The organism is Cupriavidus sp. 2SB (assembly GCF_005503625.1).
Classification (GTDB): Bacteria; Pseudomonadota; Gammaproteobacteria; order Burkholderiales; family Burkholderiaceae; genus Cupriavidus.
Genome location: NZ_SCMX01000062.1, coordinates 1 through 15,880 on the forward strand (window position 1 = coordinate 1; position 15,880 = coordinate 15,880).

A 15,880-nucleotide genomic window follows, 5' to 3' on the forward strand; every position below is an offset into this window, starting at 1 on the left:
TCGCAATGCTCCGGTTGCCGAAGGTTGCCGAAGGTCGCCAGCGTGCCAAGAGCCAAGAGCCAAGAGCCAAGAGCCAAAAGCCAAAAGCCAAAAGCCAAAAGCCAAAAGCCAAAAGCCAAAAGCCAAAAGCCAAAAGCCAAAAGCCAATGCGCCAGTCAGGAAATCACGGCGTGACGCATGCGCAAGAAGTACTGCCGCTATCGCCTCCAATCGGCGGTTACCGACCCTGAGCAGACACCCAATTCGCCACGCTGGTCACCGCGAAGCGGTCATCCACGCAAGGACCGAGCTATCGTATTGAGCCAATCTGGATAAGCGTCATTTTCAGCGTAGTAGACAATCGCTGCGACCCGTTGAGCCGGTGAGAGTTGGCTCGCGAGTTCGCCTAGTACTTCATCGAGAGCTATTGACACCTCAAGAAAATACTCAAAGCCCTCTTGCAGTACGTTGCTAGGAATGCGGTACTCGTCGGTCAATGAAACCAACCGTGCGTCCGAGTTTGCGGTCCATGGTCGTTTTGCGACGATGGTGAGTGTGTTATCGACCGACTCCAGGTCCGCGATGAGGGAAGCGAGGTTCATGTAAATCCGATTCTCTGTCGTCGTACGTGTGCAACGCGAAGCAGCCTCTAGTGAGCGACCGGTGCTGGCCGATAGGCGGTAGCCGCAGCAAAACACTTCTCCATCACGACGTTGGACAGCCTAAGCCCCGATGAGCATACGCAGCTTACCTAAGTCTGTGGTCTCTGATTCGATGTGAAAAAGGTCGTCGGCCACGCCGCTTGCGTTATCCGCAATGCCAATGACGAAATCGCGCCCGAATTTCGAATGCAGTTGGGCCAAGCGCGCCACAACTCGTTCGATGTCAGCAAACCAATCAGTTGGCTCGAATTCAGGCTCGGGCAGGGTCAAGTTGACTCCTAGGTCCCAGTCCGGCAAGTCATCTGGTCGGCTACCAGCGTGCATGCTCTTCTGGTTCACCACAATTGGGCGCGAAGCGACCCAGCCTGACGAGTCTGCAAGTGCGACGAGCTCCCGCTCGATAGCCACTGCAACGTCGTCGAGGTCAGTCCCATCTACATACGCATACAGGGTGTGTCGTTGCATGGTGCGGTGGATGCCTTTGAGGACCAGACTACGTATTGTGTGCAATGTGGTGGTGGTTGTCGACTGGCCGCTTCTGGCCGGTCCCCGTCGTCCGCCCCAGTCACAGGCCAGGCCCGGCTCCATCGGCGGCTCGCGACGCTGAGCGGTCATTGGGATGGGCCAGAGAGTGATATCCATTAGACCGGGAGAATGCCCTCAGCGCTTTGTTTTCAGCGCCTCTTGTATTTGCTGGATAACGAGGGCTTCGATATCCCCCTGAACCGCCCCGGGATTTGGCTTGAGGAGGCTCCAACTCTTGAGAGAATGGAGCCATGAACAAGACGAACAAGTTCTCACCCGAGGTGCGCGAGCGTGCCGTGCGCATGGTGCAGGAGCATCGAGGCGAATACCCCTCGCTATGGGCAGCCGTTGAATCCATCGCGCCCAAGATTGGCTGCGTATCGCAGACGCTGCTGGACTGGGTCAAGCGTGAGGAGGTCGACAGCGGGCAACGCGAGGGCCTGACCAGCAGCAAGCGCGAACGCCTCAAGCCGAGCGGCCCAATCAACTATGGGTGTCGGACTTCACCTATGTCTCGACCTGGCAGGGTTGGCTGTATGTGGCGTTCGTCATCGACGTATTTGCGCGGCGAATCGTAGGCTGGCGCGTGAACAGCACCATGCGTACGGACTTCGTGCTGGATGCCCTGGAACAGGCTCTGTATGACCGCCAACCGGCCAGCTCCGATGCCTTGGTTCATCATTCCGACAGAGGCTCCCAATACCTGTCCATTCGCTACACCGAGCGCCTGGCCGAGGCTGGCATCGAACCCTCGGTCGGCAGTCGTGGCGACAGCTACGACAACGCGCTGGCCGAGACCATCAATGGGCTGTACAAAGCCGAATTGATTCACCGCCGAGCGCCCTGAAAGTCCAGGGAATCCGTGGAACTGGCCACCCTGCAATGGGTGCGCTGGCTCAACCACATCCGACTGCTTGAGCCCATCGGGTACATCCCTCCGGCTGAAGCTGAGGCAAACTACTGGCGGCAACTCGCCAGCGAGGCGCTGTGGCGGCCTCAACTTAAACCAATCGGCCTCCTCGAAAACCGGGGCGGTTCACAAGGTAATCTGTCCAGGGAGCAAGCGCGAGCCGACGTGTTCGACTATATCGAGCGGTTCTACAACCCGACGCGCCGACATTCGACGCTCGGCTATGTCAGCCCGATAGAGTTCCAAAAGGCGCAAGAAGCTTAGGTCGGTGTCCACCGGACCGGCAGCAGCCCAGTACTCAATCGCTAGCGCGTAGCGCGTTGAAATGGCATGGGCCGGCTTAGGAACTTCTATACTGGACGAGATTCGGTAAAATTTTAGACTTCTCTAACCGCTCCATTGAGGATTTTGCATGGCAACCTACAAGCAACTGCTGGTGCAGAAGGAAGCTCTGGAAGCTCAACTCGCAGAAGTTCGCGCAACAGAAGTGGCAGGGGTCATCGATCACATCCGGACGCTTATGGAGCAGTACGGTCTGTCCGGCGAAGACATTCAAGGCAAGCGCCGTCGGGGTCGACCCGCCGGTAGCGGAGCCGCCAAGGTAGCAAAGGAACCGCTGCCTCCGAAGTATCGTGACCCGAAGACAGGTGCGACCTGGTCGGGCCGCGGTCGCGCACCGGCGTGGCTGGGAAGGAATCCGAACAGGTTCCTGATTGAAGAAGCTGCCTAAGCACCGAATGGATGGGGACCACATTTGAGGCCCCCTGATTGTCCGGCAGTTCGCACGGTGTTCATCCATCATGGACGAACCGAATGGCACTTAGAACCGCGAGTTGCGGTCGAGGTGTCACTTAATTAGGCTACCTTCGTTTTGAGTTCCTTGCTGGCAGCCTTCTGCCGGTCGTCGCGCCGGCGACTATCTATCCGAACAGGCTGAACGATATCCAAGGCGCGCCAAAGCATTGGATGCACATTGATTGCCGAGCTCTTCTTGTACTGGCCGTCGGAGATTCCGCGGTCATCGAGATGCGACCAGCTCACCCGTTCCGTGGCCTCTGGTTTGATGCCGATTATCGATGTCGTGTAGAGGACCTTCAAAATCTGAATAATGCAAGAGTTGGCAGAGCGCGTGCTCTGCATGTAGTCGTTTGCTGCAATCCTTAAAGGGTCAGTCTCCTCGATTTCAGTCCAATGCTCCTGGACGCAATCAGCCAAGTCTTGTTCGGTGATTTCGGAGTACTTGAAATGGGATTGTCTCCCCCGGATGAGTTCAGCGCATGCGTTGAGCGAAGAATAGTGGCCACTCCACTCGTCACGGAGAGATCGCAATCGCCCCATAGAGTACTTGCGCTCTGCGTCTTGAACGACGGAAGGTGGGACCGCCTCCTTTCCCTCGCAAAGCTCAATGCAGCAGTTGACGAACGAGATGGCGTCGCGTGGTCTGAATAAAGTTCTGCTGAGAAGGTAGTCGATGGCGGATTCGTTTCGAACTGCGCCCCGGAAAACGTCGTCGAATGTGACCTTCCTCTGCGTGAACTGTTCTCTGATGAGCTTCTCGATACGAAGGTCCAGGAGCTGCCTAAGCTGGGCTTTGCTCCACCTCAGGCGGAGGATAAGGCTTTCGAATTTTTCTTCCTGGAAGCCTGCCTCGCGAGTTGACTCGAAGACCGTCCGCAGCAGGTCTTCCCGAACCGCTATAACGACCTTGACTGACCTGACGCGCTGGAATGCCCTGATTGTCTCAACGAGAGCTCGAATCAGCTTGTATCGGATGCGATCGTCAACCCAAGACTCGTCTAGCCTGTCGATGACGATGTAAAACCTATTTTTGGGGTCGGTGAAGATCTCATCCGCCAAGAGCGTAATGATCTCTCCAAGCTCCCGAACCTGATTCTCGTTGACGACGGACTGGGCCTTATGGATGACTTCTGCCTTTACCTCGTCAGTAAGGTTTTTCGCCGCTGAAGCATTTAGTGAGAAGCCATGAACCTTTGCATCCAGCGTACCGGCAAGCTTGCGCTCGAGTTTGGTGGTGAACTCTTTGACGCGTGTCTCCGTGTCCTGCCAGAATTGGTCGTTCCACTGGCGGAGATACTCCACGGCGCGTTTCTTTGCCTGGTCTTTCTGGAAGAGATCCCGGAAATTATCCAAAAAGCCCCAGGGTTCATGCTCGGTAATCTTGTAACGCCGCCGAAGTAGTTCCACCACGAAAACATGCTTCCACAGTAACTGGTAGAAGAGGTCAAGCTTGACGCCGGCGGACTCGAAGAACTGGATGATGTCGGAGTTCGCCACATAGCTCAGCGATAGTGTCTCCGCGCGAAGCTCGAAGGCATTCGACTGGGTCTCCAGGAGCCGCGCAAGTAGAGCGCTTTTCCCTGCGCCAACACGGCCAACGACAATACGTTTGGGGTTGTCGGAGTCAATCAAAGACTCCAAGTCTCCCGTGTCGAGAAAGCAGTCGCGCAAGAACTGCTCGTCGGACTCGGCGTCCATGGCCCCCACTGAGCTGTTTCTGCGAAAAACATACTTCATGTGACCCCCGTTCTATTTGTTCGATGGGATGCGTATTTTTGCCGGCAGTTATGAAGGCGAGGATGATCGTGCAATTATCCGCGATTACTGCTTACATTGCCTTCACTGTCCGCTGCTTCCCGTCCGCCTTCGGGTTTACGTAACCAGGCGCGAGTGGGGCGCTGTCGGCGCCATACAACGCTAGCGGATCAGCAAGCCAGAGCGCGAATTGTGGACCCGTAGACTGTGGTCCGGTGAGCAGTCGACATTCTAGCGTCTTAGCATGTAGCCAGCATTTGCAGCCCGTACTTTCACCTTGCGTACCCCCTCCGGCGTGTCGTAGTCCAAGCAAGCTGCAAGACCACCGGATGCGGAACTGCCTCTGTAACGGCTTCCGGCGGGGGAACGGGAGCCCTGCAATCGGGCACGTCGATAGTACCCGAGAACTGAATGCCCGTTTTGGGGGGTACGTTCGCAGTGACCGTTCCTGGCCGAACGCGGAAGTTCGTCGGTCGCCAAGGCCCGCCGGAACCGTGGACTTCCGTTCCCGACCCATTTCGGCCACTGGGGCCTACGCATCATCAGCGGAAGCTCCCAGTTGTAGAGCAGTCGTTCGCCTTACTAAGTCGGCCAGCAGGCATATCAGCCGCGTCAAGGGATGGCGCATCTTCAGCAAGACCCGGAAGCATGTCGGTCAATGAGTGCGGTCAAGGTCGGCCCCCGAGTCGTCAGCGCTGTACCGTTGGCTGCATCGGCGCCGGCACGCAGGCGTTGCGAAACCTGTCTTGCCCGGCGTCCCGCCGGGGCCTAGCACCCCGGTCAGATCATGTCGTGGCGGGCGATCGCGAAACGCGATCACCTGGCGCAGAATGCACCTGATGGTGCTTAACGAGGAAGCGCCGTTCTCGTGTCGGTCGGACAGATAGCGGACGCACGGCGTCGCGAGTCGGTTCCCTTACCTGTCGCGCGCGCGGTCAGCGCGGTAGGCGTTCGGGCCAGTCCGAAACAGGTGCTTCAGGTGACCACCGTTCAGCTTTCGGTCAAAGCCTGGTCCAACACCTTATCGAATGCCGCGGCTTCCTCGAACTGCACCCAGTGGCCCGCGTTGGGGATGATGCGCAGCCACCTGAATGCCGGTGCCTTGCTCAGCGCACCGGCGATCAGGTCCGTGCGCCCCCGATAGAGCGCATCCTGTTCGCCCCAGATGCCGAAGAGCGGGCACCGCACGGCAGGCAGGGTACGCTGGATGACGTCCGTCTGGTGCAGACGACGCTTGGGCATGCGGTCGCGCAGCAGGTCAGCGCGGTAGAGATGGAAGGCAAGGCTGTCGTCATCTGTCGTCGCCTCGCGCGCGAGCATCAGCGCGCGCATATTGGCGTGCATGACATCGTCACGCTCGGGCCCGGGAGACAGATGCATCCACGCACGCAGGCCCAGCGGATTCGCCGGCCCGATGCCGAGCGCAGGCGCACCGACCAGCACCAGCCGTCTTACGCGATGAGGCCAACGCGCGGCGATGAAGCTGGCGACCATGGTGCCGAACGAAAAGGCGACCAGATCGTACGCGGCGCCGTCCAGCAGTTGGTCGAGTGCCCGCTCGACAGGTTCAGGCAGCGCGTCAGCATCGGTGCCCAAAGGCGGCCGCGCAGAGTCACCGAAACCGGGCAGGTCGGGCACCCAGACGCGCCGGCCGGCACTGACGAGCGCGCTGATGTTGCGCGCCCAGTGGACCCAACTACCCGAGCCGCCGTGCAGCAGTACCGTAGGCCGCCCCCCAGGCAGGCCCCAGGCACGCACAAGGATGTCACCGTCGCCGCAGGGCACCACAAAGCGACTCGACGCCGCATCGAGCGCCGCCGCATCGGCCAGGGTAACGACGGCGGTGGGAAGCGTGCAAGCTGTTGACATGGAGATATGGAACGCCAGGGTTCCAAAGTCAAAACACCCTACCCTACCACGGGCGACCACCACGGATTGACGACGCCCTCCACCGATAAGCTCGCTCTCGGTCAGTCCCCGCTGCCTTGATGGAGGCCGGCCCCTTGTCGGCCTCCATCTCGGGGAATGTACCGAGAGTTTCACACGTGCTGTCGGCCGCTTCGAATTCGACTCTTAGATTCGGCAGTTCATCAGCTCTGTCGCTGCGACAAAGGTAACGGTCGGCCGCCCAAAGCCTGATACATGCACAACGATCAAGAATCGCTGAAGATTTTGCGATAGACGCCCATGCGTCGCCGAAGGACCATTGCTTGTTTTCAAAGGAGACGACGTTGACGCAAGTAGATAGGAGCGAGTTTTGCCTGAGCCGGCGAGCAGTTCTGCGCGGAGCTGCGGCCGCGGTTGCAGCGGCTGCCCTCCCTGCGCCTGCGCAAGGTGCTTGGCCGTCAAGGCCTGTGAGAATCGTCGTGCCGTTTGCGGCCGGAGGCGGCTCGGATGCCATCGCGCGCTTTACCGCCTCCAGGCTCAACGCCGCGTTGAAGCAGCCGTTCGTGGTCGACAACAGGCCAGGAGCAGGCGGTAACCTTGGCACGGAGCAGGGATTGCACTCAGCGCCCGATGGCTACACGCTGACCCTCATCGCTTCGAGCTACAGCGTGAACGCTGCGGTCTACAACCTTGGGTTCGATCCTGTGGCAGACATGACGCCCATCGTCCAGATCTCGAATGGCCCGCTGCTCATCGTCGCTAACCCGAAGACCAACATCAAGACGATCGGTGACCTGATTCAGAAGGCCAAGACCAACCCGGACAAGATCAACTATGCGACCTCCGGCGCGGGCGGGGTTGCTCACGCTGCGACGGAACTCTTCATGGATCGCGTAGGCATCAGAATGACGCACATCCCCTACAAGGGCGCCGCGCCTGCAATGTCCGACACTCTTGCAGGCACATGCGACGTCTACTTCAGCAGTGTTGCAATTGCCTTGCCGCACATTCGCGCCGGCAAGCTTGTTGCTGTAGCGGTCACAACGCCAACCCGCCTTAACGCCCTGCCGAACGTTCCGACGGTTGCCGAGTCGGGGATACCCGGTTTCGACGTACCCCACTGGCATGGTCTGATCGGACCGAAGGGCCTCTCGCAAGAGGTGGTCGCAAAGGTGAACTCGGCCGTCAATGCCTTTCTGAAAGCGCCTGATGCCAACGAGCACCTGCAACGCGATGGTGTTTCGGCCGCTGGCGGAACACCTTCCTTGCTGCAGGAACGGATCGCTCGCGAGGTGGCGGGATGGAAGAAGCTGGCAGCAAAAGGGCGGCTCAAGGTCGACTGACGAAGAAAGGGCGCTCGCAGCGCCCCTGTCATGTGCCGACGAGCGATTTCGACGTGCCGACGACTTGTGTATCCGTTCGCGCCGCGTATTGATAGAAGTAGCAAAGCTTACGACTCTCAGATGACCCAGGTAACCTTGTTCACGCCAGCCAAAGTGCACTACATCGGTGCCGTCTTATGGCTCCTGGCTTCGGTGCGAGGGGTCGCGGCGGAAGCCCCGCCCTATAGTGTCCTGTTGCAGCAATCGATGGCAAGTGCCCCGGCGATGATGGCGCAGGCCGCCACCGTCCGCGCCGCAGATGCCGATGCCAATCAAGCACGTGCCTGGCTGAATCCACGGATCGATACGGTCCTGGAGAACCTCGGCGCACCGTCAAGCGACGGCACGAGCCAGCGCCAGAACACCTACTCGATTACCCAGCCATTTGAGGTTGGTGGCAAGCGGGGCGCACGAATCGAAGTGGGGGACCGCAACTATGCCGCAGCGCAAGCGCGTGAGCGCCTGGCACGGGTTGCTTACGCGGCAGAACTAGCGGTTGCCTATGCCGCCGCGGAGGCCATGGCCGCCCGGATGGCGCTGGCGACGGAAAACCTGGCACGTGCGAACGAGGAGTTCACTGCTGCGCGTGCGCTAGTGCAGTCCGGAAAGGAAGCAGCGCTGCGCAGCGCGCAAGCGCAGGCAAGTGTGGCGGCCGCTCAGGCTGCGCAGGCCGCCGCCGACAATGACGCCACGCATGCACTGGCGCGGCTGTCGGCCATGACGGGAGCTGCCGAACCGTACACCGCGGTGTCCAGTTCCCTGCTAACGACACAAGGCACCGTGCCGACCGCGGCACTCCCCGGACAGGAGGCCCCGACCGTCGCTGCGGCAGAGGCCGAGCGCAATGCGCTGGATGCACAAGTTGGCGTGGAAAGAAAGCGCTGGATTCCGGACGTGGGCGTAAGTGCCGGCGTGCGTCGATACGGATGGACGAACGCCAGCGGATATGTTGTCGGGGTGACGGCATCGATTCCCCTGTTCGATCAAAACCGCAGCGGCATCAATGCGGCCGTGGAGCGCGTCGCGGCCGCGCAGGCCAGGCTCGACAACATGCGACTGGAAGCCGTAGCGGCGCGCCGATCCGCCATCTCGCAGGTCAGCGCAACGGATCGCCAGATCACCGCGGCCGAGGAGGGTGAAAGGGCGGCGGCAGAGGCCTATCGAATGGGCCGCGTCGGTTATAACGCCGGCAAGACGCCGCTGATGGAATTGCTTGCCGTCCGGCGTGCCTTGCTGGAGGCCAGGCAACTCACCATTGACGCGCGTCTGGCGCGCGTGCGCGCACTGGCGGTGCTTGCCCAGGCGGACGGCCACCTGGCATTCGAGGACACCAAATGATGAAGAACAAGCGTCAGCCTGCAAGCTGGCCGGTGGTTGCAGGCGTTGCTGCGGTAGCAGCGTTGATGGGATTCGGCGTCGCGCGCGTGCTGTTGCCGGGGAATGGGCCCGTTCCCGCGAAGGCAGCCGACGCGCAAGCCGCATCGGAAGCAGCGGCAGCCAAACCGGCAGGCCCACGAGAGGTTCGAATTCCGACCCAGTATCTGGCGGCGGCAAACATCGCCGTCGAGCCGGTCGCCAGTGTTGGGGTGGGTTCGGAGATTCTGGCGCCTGCCTGAGTCGCCGCAGTACCGGGAGGCGAGGCTGTGATTGTGTCCCGTGCGGCGGGCACGGTGCTGCGGGTTCAACGTCGCCTTGGCGAGGGTGTGCGCGCCGGTGATGTGCTGGCCACCGTCGAAAGTCCGGAGGCTGCAGCGATGGCTTCGGAACGCAGGGTAGCACAAGCCAGGGCGGATCTCTCCCGCAGGACGTATGAACGTGAAGCCAGTCTGTTTCAGCAAGGCGTGACACCGCGCCAGGAAATGGAATCAGCCAAAGCGGCACTGGAGGTCGCGCAGGCCGAGGCGCAGCGCGCCACAACGGTTGCCGAGGCTGCGCACCTGACAAGCGATGGCCGGGCGGTCGCGGTGGTCAGCCCCATCGCCGGCAAGATTACTGCCCAATCGGTGACGCTGGGCGCGTATGTCGCGCAGCAGGCCGATCTGTTCCGTGTGGCTGGCCTGGGCGCCGTGCAGGTCGAGGCCGCCGTCACTGCAGGGGATCTGGGCCGTATTTCACCGGGTGGCCAAGCCGCGATTCTGCTTTCCAACGGATCGCCGTTGCCGGCGAAGATCCAGGCTGTCACGCCAACCGTATCGGGCAGTGCACGCGCGGCCACGGTCGTCGTGATTCCGGAGCAACCTTCGGACCGCCTGGTGGTAGGCGAAGGTGTCCAGGTTCGCTTGCGCGCCAAGGCAAACAACAATGGCGAGTTGTCGGTTCCCGAAGATGCCGTACAGAACATTGATGGCACCGATGCGTTATTCGTGCGCACGGAAAATGGATTCCGTGCGCAGCCGGTTCTGGTCGGTACGCGCAGTGGCGGCATGGCGCAGATTCTCTCCGGTGTGCGCGCCGGGGAGCAGGTGGCAACGCGTAATGCCTTTCTGGTGAAGGCCGAGATGAACAAGGCAGCTGGGGACGACGAATGATTGGCAATGTCCTCAGTGGATCGATTCACTACCGATGGCTTGTTCTGTTCCTGACGGTCGTGATTGCCGCAATCGGCGCCTGGCAGCTCAAGCTGCTGCCGATCGATGTCACGCCCGATATCACGAACAAGCAGGTGCAGATCAACACGGTGGTGCCAACCCTAAGCCCCGTGGAGGTCGAGAAGCGCGTGACGTATCCGATCGAAACCGCTATTTCAGGGTTGAACGGCGTCGAGAACACGCGGTCGATGTCCCGCAACGGGTTCAGCCAGGTCACCGTCATCTTCAAGGAGAGCGCCAACCTCTACTTCATGCGCCAGCAGGTATCGGAGCGACTCGTGCAGGCACGTCCCAGCCTGCCCGCAGGCGCCGAGCCGCAGATGGGTCCGGTTTCCACTGGTCTGGGCGAGGTATTCCACTACAGCGTGGAGTATCAATACCCTGATGGCAAGGGCGCACCGCTCAAGGACGGGGCGCCGGGCTGGCAACGCGATGGAAGTTTCTTGACCGAGCGCGGGGAACGGCTTGATGACCGTGTGTCGAAGCTTGCATACCTGCGAACCGTGCAGGACTGGATCATTCGCCCTCAGTTGAGGACAACGGCTGGTGTGGCCGACGTGGATTCCTTGGGTGGCTATGTCAAGCAGTTCGTGGTCGAGCCTGATGCTGCAAAAATGGCCGCCTACGGCATCTCATATGGCGACCTCGCACAGGCTCTGGAGGATGCCAATCTTTCGGTGGGTGCGAACTTCATGCGCCGTTCGGGTGAATCGTACCTGGTGCGTGCCGATGCGCGCATCAAGTCGGCGGACGAGATCTCGCGCGCCGTGATCGCCCATCGCCAGAACGTGCCGATCACGGTCGGCCAGGTGGCGTCCGTCAAGATTGGCGGAGAACTTCGCTCCGGTGCGGCCAGCCGCAATGGCCAGGAAACGGTGATAGGCAGCGCGCTGATGCTGGTTGGCGCGAACAGCCGTACCGTGGCGCAGGATGTTGGCGACAAGCTGGAACAAATCTCGAAGACGCTGCCGCCGGGTGTAGTCATCGTTCCTACGCTTAACCGATCGCAACTGGTGACCGCCACCATCGAGACAGTCGCCAAGAATCTGGTGGAAGGCGCCTTGCTGGTGGTGGTAATCCTGTTCCTGCTGCTGGGCAACTGGCGCGCTGCCGTCATTGCAGCGCTGGTCATCCCATTGTCGATGCTGGTCAGTGCTATCGGCATGAATCAGCTTGGGATCTCCGGCAACCTGATGAGTCTGGGTGCGCTGGACTTCGGCCTGATCATCGATGGTGCGGTGATCATCGTCGAGAATACCCTGCGGCGATTGGCGCAGCGTCAGCATCAGGAAGGTCGTCTACTGACGCTGAGGGAACGCCTGGACGAAGTGTTGCTGTCGTCACGGGAAATGCTTCGCCCCACGATCTATGGGCAACTCGTGATCTTCCTGGTATTCCTGCCGTGCCTGACATTCCAGGGCGTGGAGGGAAAAATGTTCTCGCCGATGGTGATGACGCTCATGCTGGCGCTGGCGTCCGCATTCGTGCTGTCCCTGACCTTCGTGCCTGCGATGCTGGCTGTGCTGCTACGCAAGGAAGTTTCCGAAAAGGAAGTACGGGTGATCGTCGCGACCAAGCAGTGGTACCGCCCGTGGCTGGAGCGGGCGGTGGCGCGACCGATTCCGTTTGTCGGCGCCGGCTTGCTGGTGCTGGCACTGGCTGCAGTTGCGTTCGCCTTTGTCGGTCGCGAGTTCATGCCAACGCTTGACGAACAGAACCTTAACCTGTCCTCCGTTCGCATTCCATCGACATCGATCGATCAGTCGGTGGCGATTGATTTGCCGCTGGAACGCGCCGTGCTCTCGCTCCCTGAGGTGAAGACTGTGTACTCCAAGGCGGGTACCGCCAGCCTGGCGGCTGACCCCATGCCGCCCAACGCCTCCGACAACTACATCATCCTCAAGCCGAAGAGTGAATGGCCGGATGGCGTAACCACCAAGGAACAGGTGATCGAGCGTATCCGGGAGAAGACGGCACCGATGGTGGGCAACAATTACGACGTCACCCAACCCATTGAGATGCGCTTCAATGAACTGATCGGTGGCGTGCGCAGCGATGTCGCCGTAAAGATCTATGGCGAGAATCTCGACGACCTGACCGCCACTGGGCAACGCATTGCCGCCGTCTTGCGCAAGACACCCGGAGCAACGGATGTGCGCGTACCGCTGACCAGCGGGTTTCCCACCTTCGACATCGTATTCGATCGCGCCGCTATCGCGCGGTATGGGCTGACGGTGAAGGAAGTGGCCGATACCGTCTCGGCAGCGATGGCGGGCCGCCCGGCAGGCCAGATATTCGATGGCGATCGGCGCTACGATATTGTCATCCGCCTGCCAGGCAATCAGCGGGAGAACCTCGATGTGCTTGGCGCGCTGCCCGTGATGCTGCCAGCCGCCTCGGACCAGGCGCGGGTTTCCGTGCCATTGCGGCAGCTTGTCGAGTTCCGATTCACACAGGGCCTGAACGAAGTGAGCCGCGACAACGGCAAGCGTCGCGTGTACGTGGAAGCCAATGTGGGCGGGCGTGACCTCGGCAGCTTTGTAGACGATGCTGCTGCGCGGATCGCGCGGGACGTCAAGTTGCCTCCCGGCATGTACATCGAATGGGGCGGCCAGTTCCAGAACCTGCAAGCCGCGACCAAGCGACTCGCCATGATTGTGCCCGCCTGCTTCGTGCTGATCGCCGCGGCGCTGTATATGGCGATCGGCAATGCAATGCTGACCGCGACAGTTCTGACGGCTGTGCCCCTGGCGCTGGCGGGAGGCGTGTTCGCACTACTGCTGCGCGGCATCCCGTTCTCCATCTCCGCAGCAGTGGGTTTCATTGCTGTCTCGGGCGTGGCCGTTCTCAATGGTCTCGTCCTGATATCGGCCATCCGCAAACGGCTGGAAGACGGGGTGGCGCCGGACGCGGCCGTGATCGATGGCGCGATGGAACGGGTGCGACCGGTGCTCATGACTGCCTTGGTGGCATCTCTGGGCTTCGTGCCCATGGCCCTCGCAACGGGGACGGGTGCGGAGGTGCAAAAGCCACTGGCAACGGTCGTGATCGGTGGATTGATCACGGCCACCGTGCTCACGCTCTTCGTGTTGCCCGCGATATGCGGCATGGTGGTGCGCCGGAAACGGGGCGCGGGCGTGGGTCGCGACGAACTCGCTGAAGCTTAGGAGGTTGCATGCTGGACGTATTGCGGAACCGAACCTATCGGCACCTGTTCGGTGCGCAGGTGATCGCGCTGATTGGCACCGGGCTTGCGACGGTCGCGCTGGGTCTGCTCGCCTATGATCTGGCTGGTGCGAACGCGGGTAGCGTCCTGGGAACCGCGCTGGCAATCAAGATGGTTGCCTATGTGGGCATTGCCCCGGTTGTGGGTGCGTTCGCCAACAGGCTTCCGCGTCGCGCATTCCTTGTTGCGATGGACCTCGTGCGGGCGCTGGTGGCAATTTCTCTGCCGTTCGTGACGCAGATCTGGCAGATCTACATCCTGATTTTCCTGTTGCAGTCGGCATCGGCGGCGTTCACGCCAACTTTTCAGGCGACCATCCCGGACGTCCTTCCTGAAGAGAAGGCCTATACGAATGCCTTATCCCTGTCGCGCCTGGCGTATGACATGGAGAGTCTGGTGAGTCCGATGCTGGCCGCCGCGTTGCTATCGGTCATCGGCTTTCACTGGCTGTTCGGCGGCACTGTCGTGGGCTTCCTGGTGTCGGCTGCGTTCGTCGTTTCGGTGCGTTTGCCGCAATCCAAGGCGATAGCTCGCAAGGAGAGCCTGTATGCCAAAACGTTTCGGGGTATGTCGATCTACCTTCGGACGCACCGCTTGCGAGGGCTTCTGGCCCTGAACCTCGCCGCGGCCGCCGCCAGCTCGATGGTCATCGTGAACACGGTCGTCTATGTGCAAAGCAAGCTGCAGCGTCCGGCGTCTGATGTCCCATTCGCTCTGGCGGCCTTCGGCTGCGGATCGATGCTTGTGGCACTGTTACTGCCGAGGCTGTTGGCGAATCGTCCTGATCGTCCAGCCATGCTGGGCGGCGCCATCCTTATGTCAGCCAGTCTCGCTTTTGGAGTAGCACTGACCGGGTTCGGGCAAGTCATCGAATGGCCCATGCTTCTGCTGACGTGGTTTGCCACCGGCATCGGGTACTCGATGACGTTGACGCCAAGCGGACGTCTGCTGAAACGCTCGGCGGCTTCAGCCGATCGCCCTGCAGTGTTTGCTGCGCAATTCTCCCTCTCGCATGCGTGCTGGCTGATTGCCTATCCGCTCGCGGGGCAGGTGGGGGCGCGATACGGGATGCGTGCAGCATTTGTGGTGCTTGCGTGCGTTTCTGTTGTCGGATTTCTCGCTGCCTGGCGCGTGTGGCCAGCAGCAAATCATGAGGATACGGTCCCGGTGCGCTGACACAATCCCTCGCGGCGTGAAGGGTTGGCGAGAAAATTGCCATGATTGACGTGCTGACCGGTGGCGCAGGTCCAGAACCAACGGCCAGACTTTTCGTACGTCAGCAGCGCGTGCTGGGACTGGTCGGGGGCAGCCGCAATGATCAACCAGAGTTCGTGCGGCCTGGCGGCCATCCATGCCAAACGGGTCATCTATCAGGTGATTCCGCAGCAGCACATTGCCGATGCGTTCCAGTTGCAACACGCCGGTGCTTACGCCGGAAAATCTACCTCGACAGAATTGACAGCGAGCCAGTCATCTGGGCATCCGCGTGGGGCACTACGGGGGGCCAGGAAAAGCACTTCGCCGCCCGCTGTGGTTCCGACGAAATTCGTTCCGGTAGAACGGAGTGCGTTTCCACCGGACTGGTCGTTCCGGACAGTGTGGGTGGGGGCACCTTTCCGTTCAAGTTCTGATGCGCCGCATGGCCGTTAGCATGGCGCTAGCCCAGACGCGCACCCAAGAAAATGGCTTGCCTCCGTAGGAGGCAAGCCACAAGCTCTTCGTGCCACGGTAGAGGCAAAAGAGCAGCACCGGAAGCCAGTCAACCTGGACGGATGACTGGCTCCCCTCACACTTGTGCAAGTGTCAAACTGGCATGGGCGTCAACCTGTCAGAGCCCGTGAGCGCCGTCGGTGAAGACGTCTCGCGCCCCAATACGTGCTCCGTCGGTGAAAACGTCACGCTTGTCGATGCGCGCGCCGCCGGCGTACACGTCGCTGGCTGAGGCTCCGGCGCGTGCGCCGTCCGTGAAGGGATCGCGAGGGCGATGGACCTGCCCCTCGGCGGGAGCGGCCACGGCAGTGCCTGCGAGGATCGAGAGTGCGGCGGTAAGAATGGCAGTGTGAAGCTTCTTCATGGAAAGTTCTCCGGAGTCATGTTGGCGAGTCTGTCTCGCTCACCGTGTGCACAGTCTATCGGCCCGACACGATCAGTCGAATGACTCGAATATT

At 60.9% G+C, this 15,880-nt stretch carries 13 protein-coding genes and 2 pseudogenes; 10 read left to right on the forward strand and 5 right to left on the reverse strand.

What is annotated here, in order from left to right:
* Positions 1 to 230, forward strand: a 230-nt coding sequence (locus tag FFS21_RS32300) for a hypothetical protein (RefSeq protein ID WP_212745266.1), incomplete at its 5' end; no start/stop codon positions are given.
* Positions 231 to 269: 39 nt separating this feature from the next.
* Here FFS21_RS32300 and FFS21_RS23645 read toward each other — a convergent pair.
* Positions 270 to 581 (reverse strand): hypothetical protein, encoded by a 312-nt coding sequence (locus FFS21_RS23645; RefSeq protein ID WP_017513085.1) that lies wholly within the window; start codon positions 579 to 581, stop codon positions 270 to 272.
* 120 nt (positions 582 to 701) lie between these two features.
* Positions 702 to 1,106 carry a hypothetical protein gene (locus FFS21_RS23650; protein ID WP_227874024.1) on the reverse strand — a complete coding sequence of 135 codons (405 nt, stop codon included), beginning with the start codon at positions 1,104 to 1,106 and terminating at the stop codon, positions 702 to 704.
* A 311-nt stretch (positions 1,107 to 1,417) separates the two neighbouring features.
* Between FFS21_RS23650 and FFS21_RS32965 the strand changes: the two genes are divergently transcribed.
* The 3 genes and pseudogenes from FFS21_RS32965 (at position 1,418) to FFS21_RS23665 (ending at position 2,806) form a co-directional block, all read left to right on the forward strand.
* Positions 1,418 to 1,744, forward strand: a complete 327-nt coding sequence (locus FFS21_RS32965) for a hypothetical protein (protein ID WP_011229381.1) — start codon at positions 1,418 to 1,420, stop codon at positions 1,742 to 1,744.
* Positions 1,636 to 2,340: pseudogene (locus tag FFS21_RS32970) on the forward strand (IS3 family transposase); the annotation flags it as partial. The gene FFS21_RS32965 and the pseudogene FFS21_RS32970, both read left to right, overlap by 109 nt.
* A 148-nt stretch (positions 2,341 to 2,488) precedes the next feature.
* Positions 2,489 to 2,806: an H-NS histone family protein gene (locus tag FFS21_RS23665; protein WP_017515035.1), complete on the forward strand. Its 318-nt coding sequence runs from the start codon at positions 2,489 to 2,491 to the stop codon at positions 2,804 to 2,806.
* A 125-nt stretch (positions 2,807 to 2,931) separates the two neighbouring features.
* On the opposite strand, the gene FFS21_RS23670 is transcribed toward FFS21_RS23665, so the two are convergent.
* Positions 2,932 to 4,572, reverse strand: coding sequence for a P-loop ATPase, Sll1717 family (locus tag FFS21_RS23670; protein ID WP_017515034.1), 1,641 nt, complete (start codon positions 4,570 to 4,572; stop codon positions 2,932 to 2,934).
* A 1,047-nt stretch (positions 4,573 to 5,619) separates the two neighbouring features.
* Positions 5,620 to 6,498 (reverse strand): alpha/beta fold hydrolase, encoded by an 879-nt coding sequence (locus FFS21_RS23680; RefSeq protein WP_011229384.1) that lies wholly within the window; start codon positions 6,496 to 6,498, stop codon positions 5,620 to 5,622.
* A 341-nt stretch (positions 6,499 to 6,839) separates the two neighbouring features.
* Here FFS21_RS23680 and FFS21_RS23685 point away from each other — a divergent pair, with 341 nt between their 5' ends.
* The 6 genes and pseudogenes from FFS21_RS23685 to FFS21_RS23705 all read left to right on the forward strand — a co-directional run bounded on the left by FFS21_RS23685 (position 6,840) and on the right by FFS21_RS23705 (position 14,888).
* Entirely contained in the window at positions 6,840 to 7,859 is a 1,020-nt protein-coding gene (locus FFS21_RS23685; protein WP_011514836.1) for a tripartite tricarboxylate transporter substrate binding protein, read from the forward strand.
* A gap of 120 nt (positions 7,860 to 7,979) precedes the next feature.
* Positions 7,980 to 9,236, forward strand: coding sequence for a TolC family protein (locus tag FFS21_RS23690; RefSeq protein ID WP_011229386.1), 1,257 nt, complete (start codon positions 7,980 to 7,982; stop codon positions 9,234 to 9,236).
* The gene (locus FFS21_RS32730; RefSeq protein ID WP_051069083.1) at positions 9,233 to 9,514 is read left to right on the forward strand and encodes a hypothetical protein; all 282 of its coding nucleotides are present in this window, start codon (positions 9,233 to 9,235) and stop codon (positions 9,512 to 9,514) included. The genes FFS21_RS23690 and FFS21_RS32730 overlap by 4 nt, the downstream gene beginning before the upstream one ends.
* 21 nt (positions 9,515 to 9,535) lie before the next feature.
* Positions 9,536 to 10,426: pseudogene (locus FFS21_RS23695) on the forward strand (efflux RND transporter periplasmic adaptor subunit); the annotation flags it as partial.
* Positions 10,423 to 13,653: a CusA/CzcA family heavy metal efflux RND transporter gene (locus FFS21_RS23700; RefSeq protein ID WP_008642698.1), complete on the forward strand. Its 3,231-nt coding sequence runs from the start codon at positions 10,423 to 10,425 to the stop codon at positions 13,651 to 13,653. The pseudogene FFS21_RS23695 and the gene FFS21_RS23700, both read left to right, overlap by 4 nt.
* An 8-nt stretch (positions 13,654 to 13,661) precedes the next feature.
* A complete protein-coding gene (locus FFS21_RS23705) occupies positions 13,662 to 14,888 on the forward strand; it encodes a Mef(A)/Tet(V) family efflux MFS transporter (protein WP_008642699.1) in 1,227 nt (408 codons plus the stop codon).
* 652 nt (positions 14,889 to 15,540) lie between these two features.
* Here FFS21_RS23705 and FFS21_RS23710 read toward each other — a convergent pair.
* Positions 15,541 to 15,786 carry a hypothetical protein gene (locus FFS21_RS23710; protein ID WP_008642700.1) on the reverse strand — a complete coding sequence of 82 codons (246 nt, stop codon included), beginning with the start codon at positions 15,784 to 15,786 and terminating at the stop codon, positions 15,541 to 15,543.
* Positions 15,787 to 15,880 lie beyond the last annotated feature (94 nt).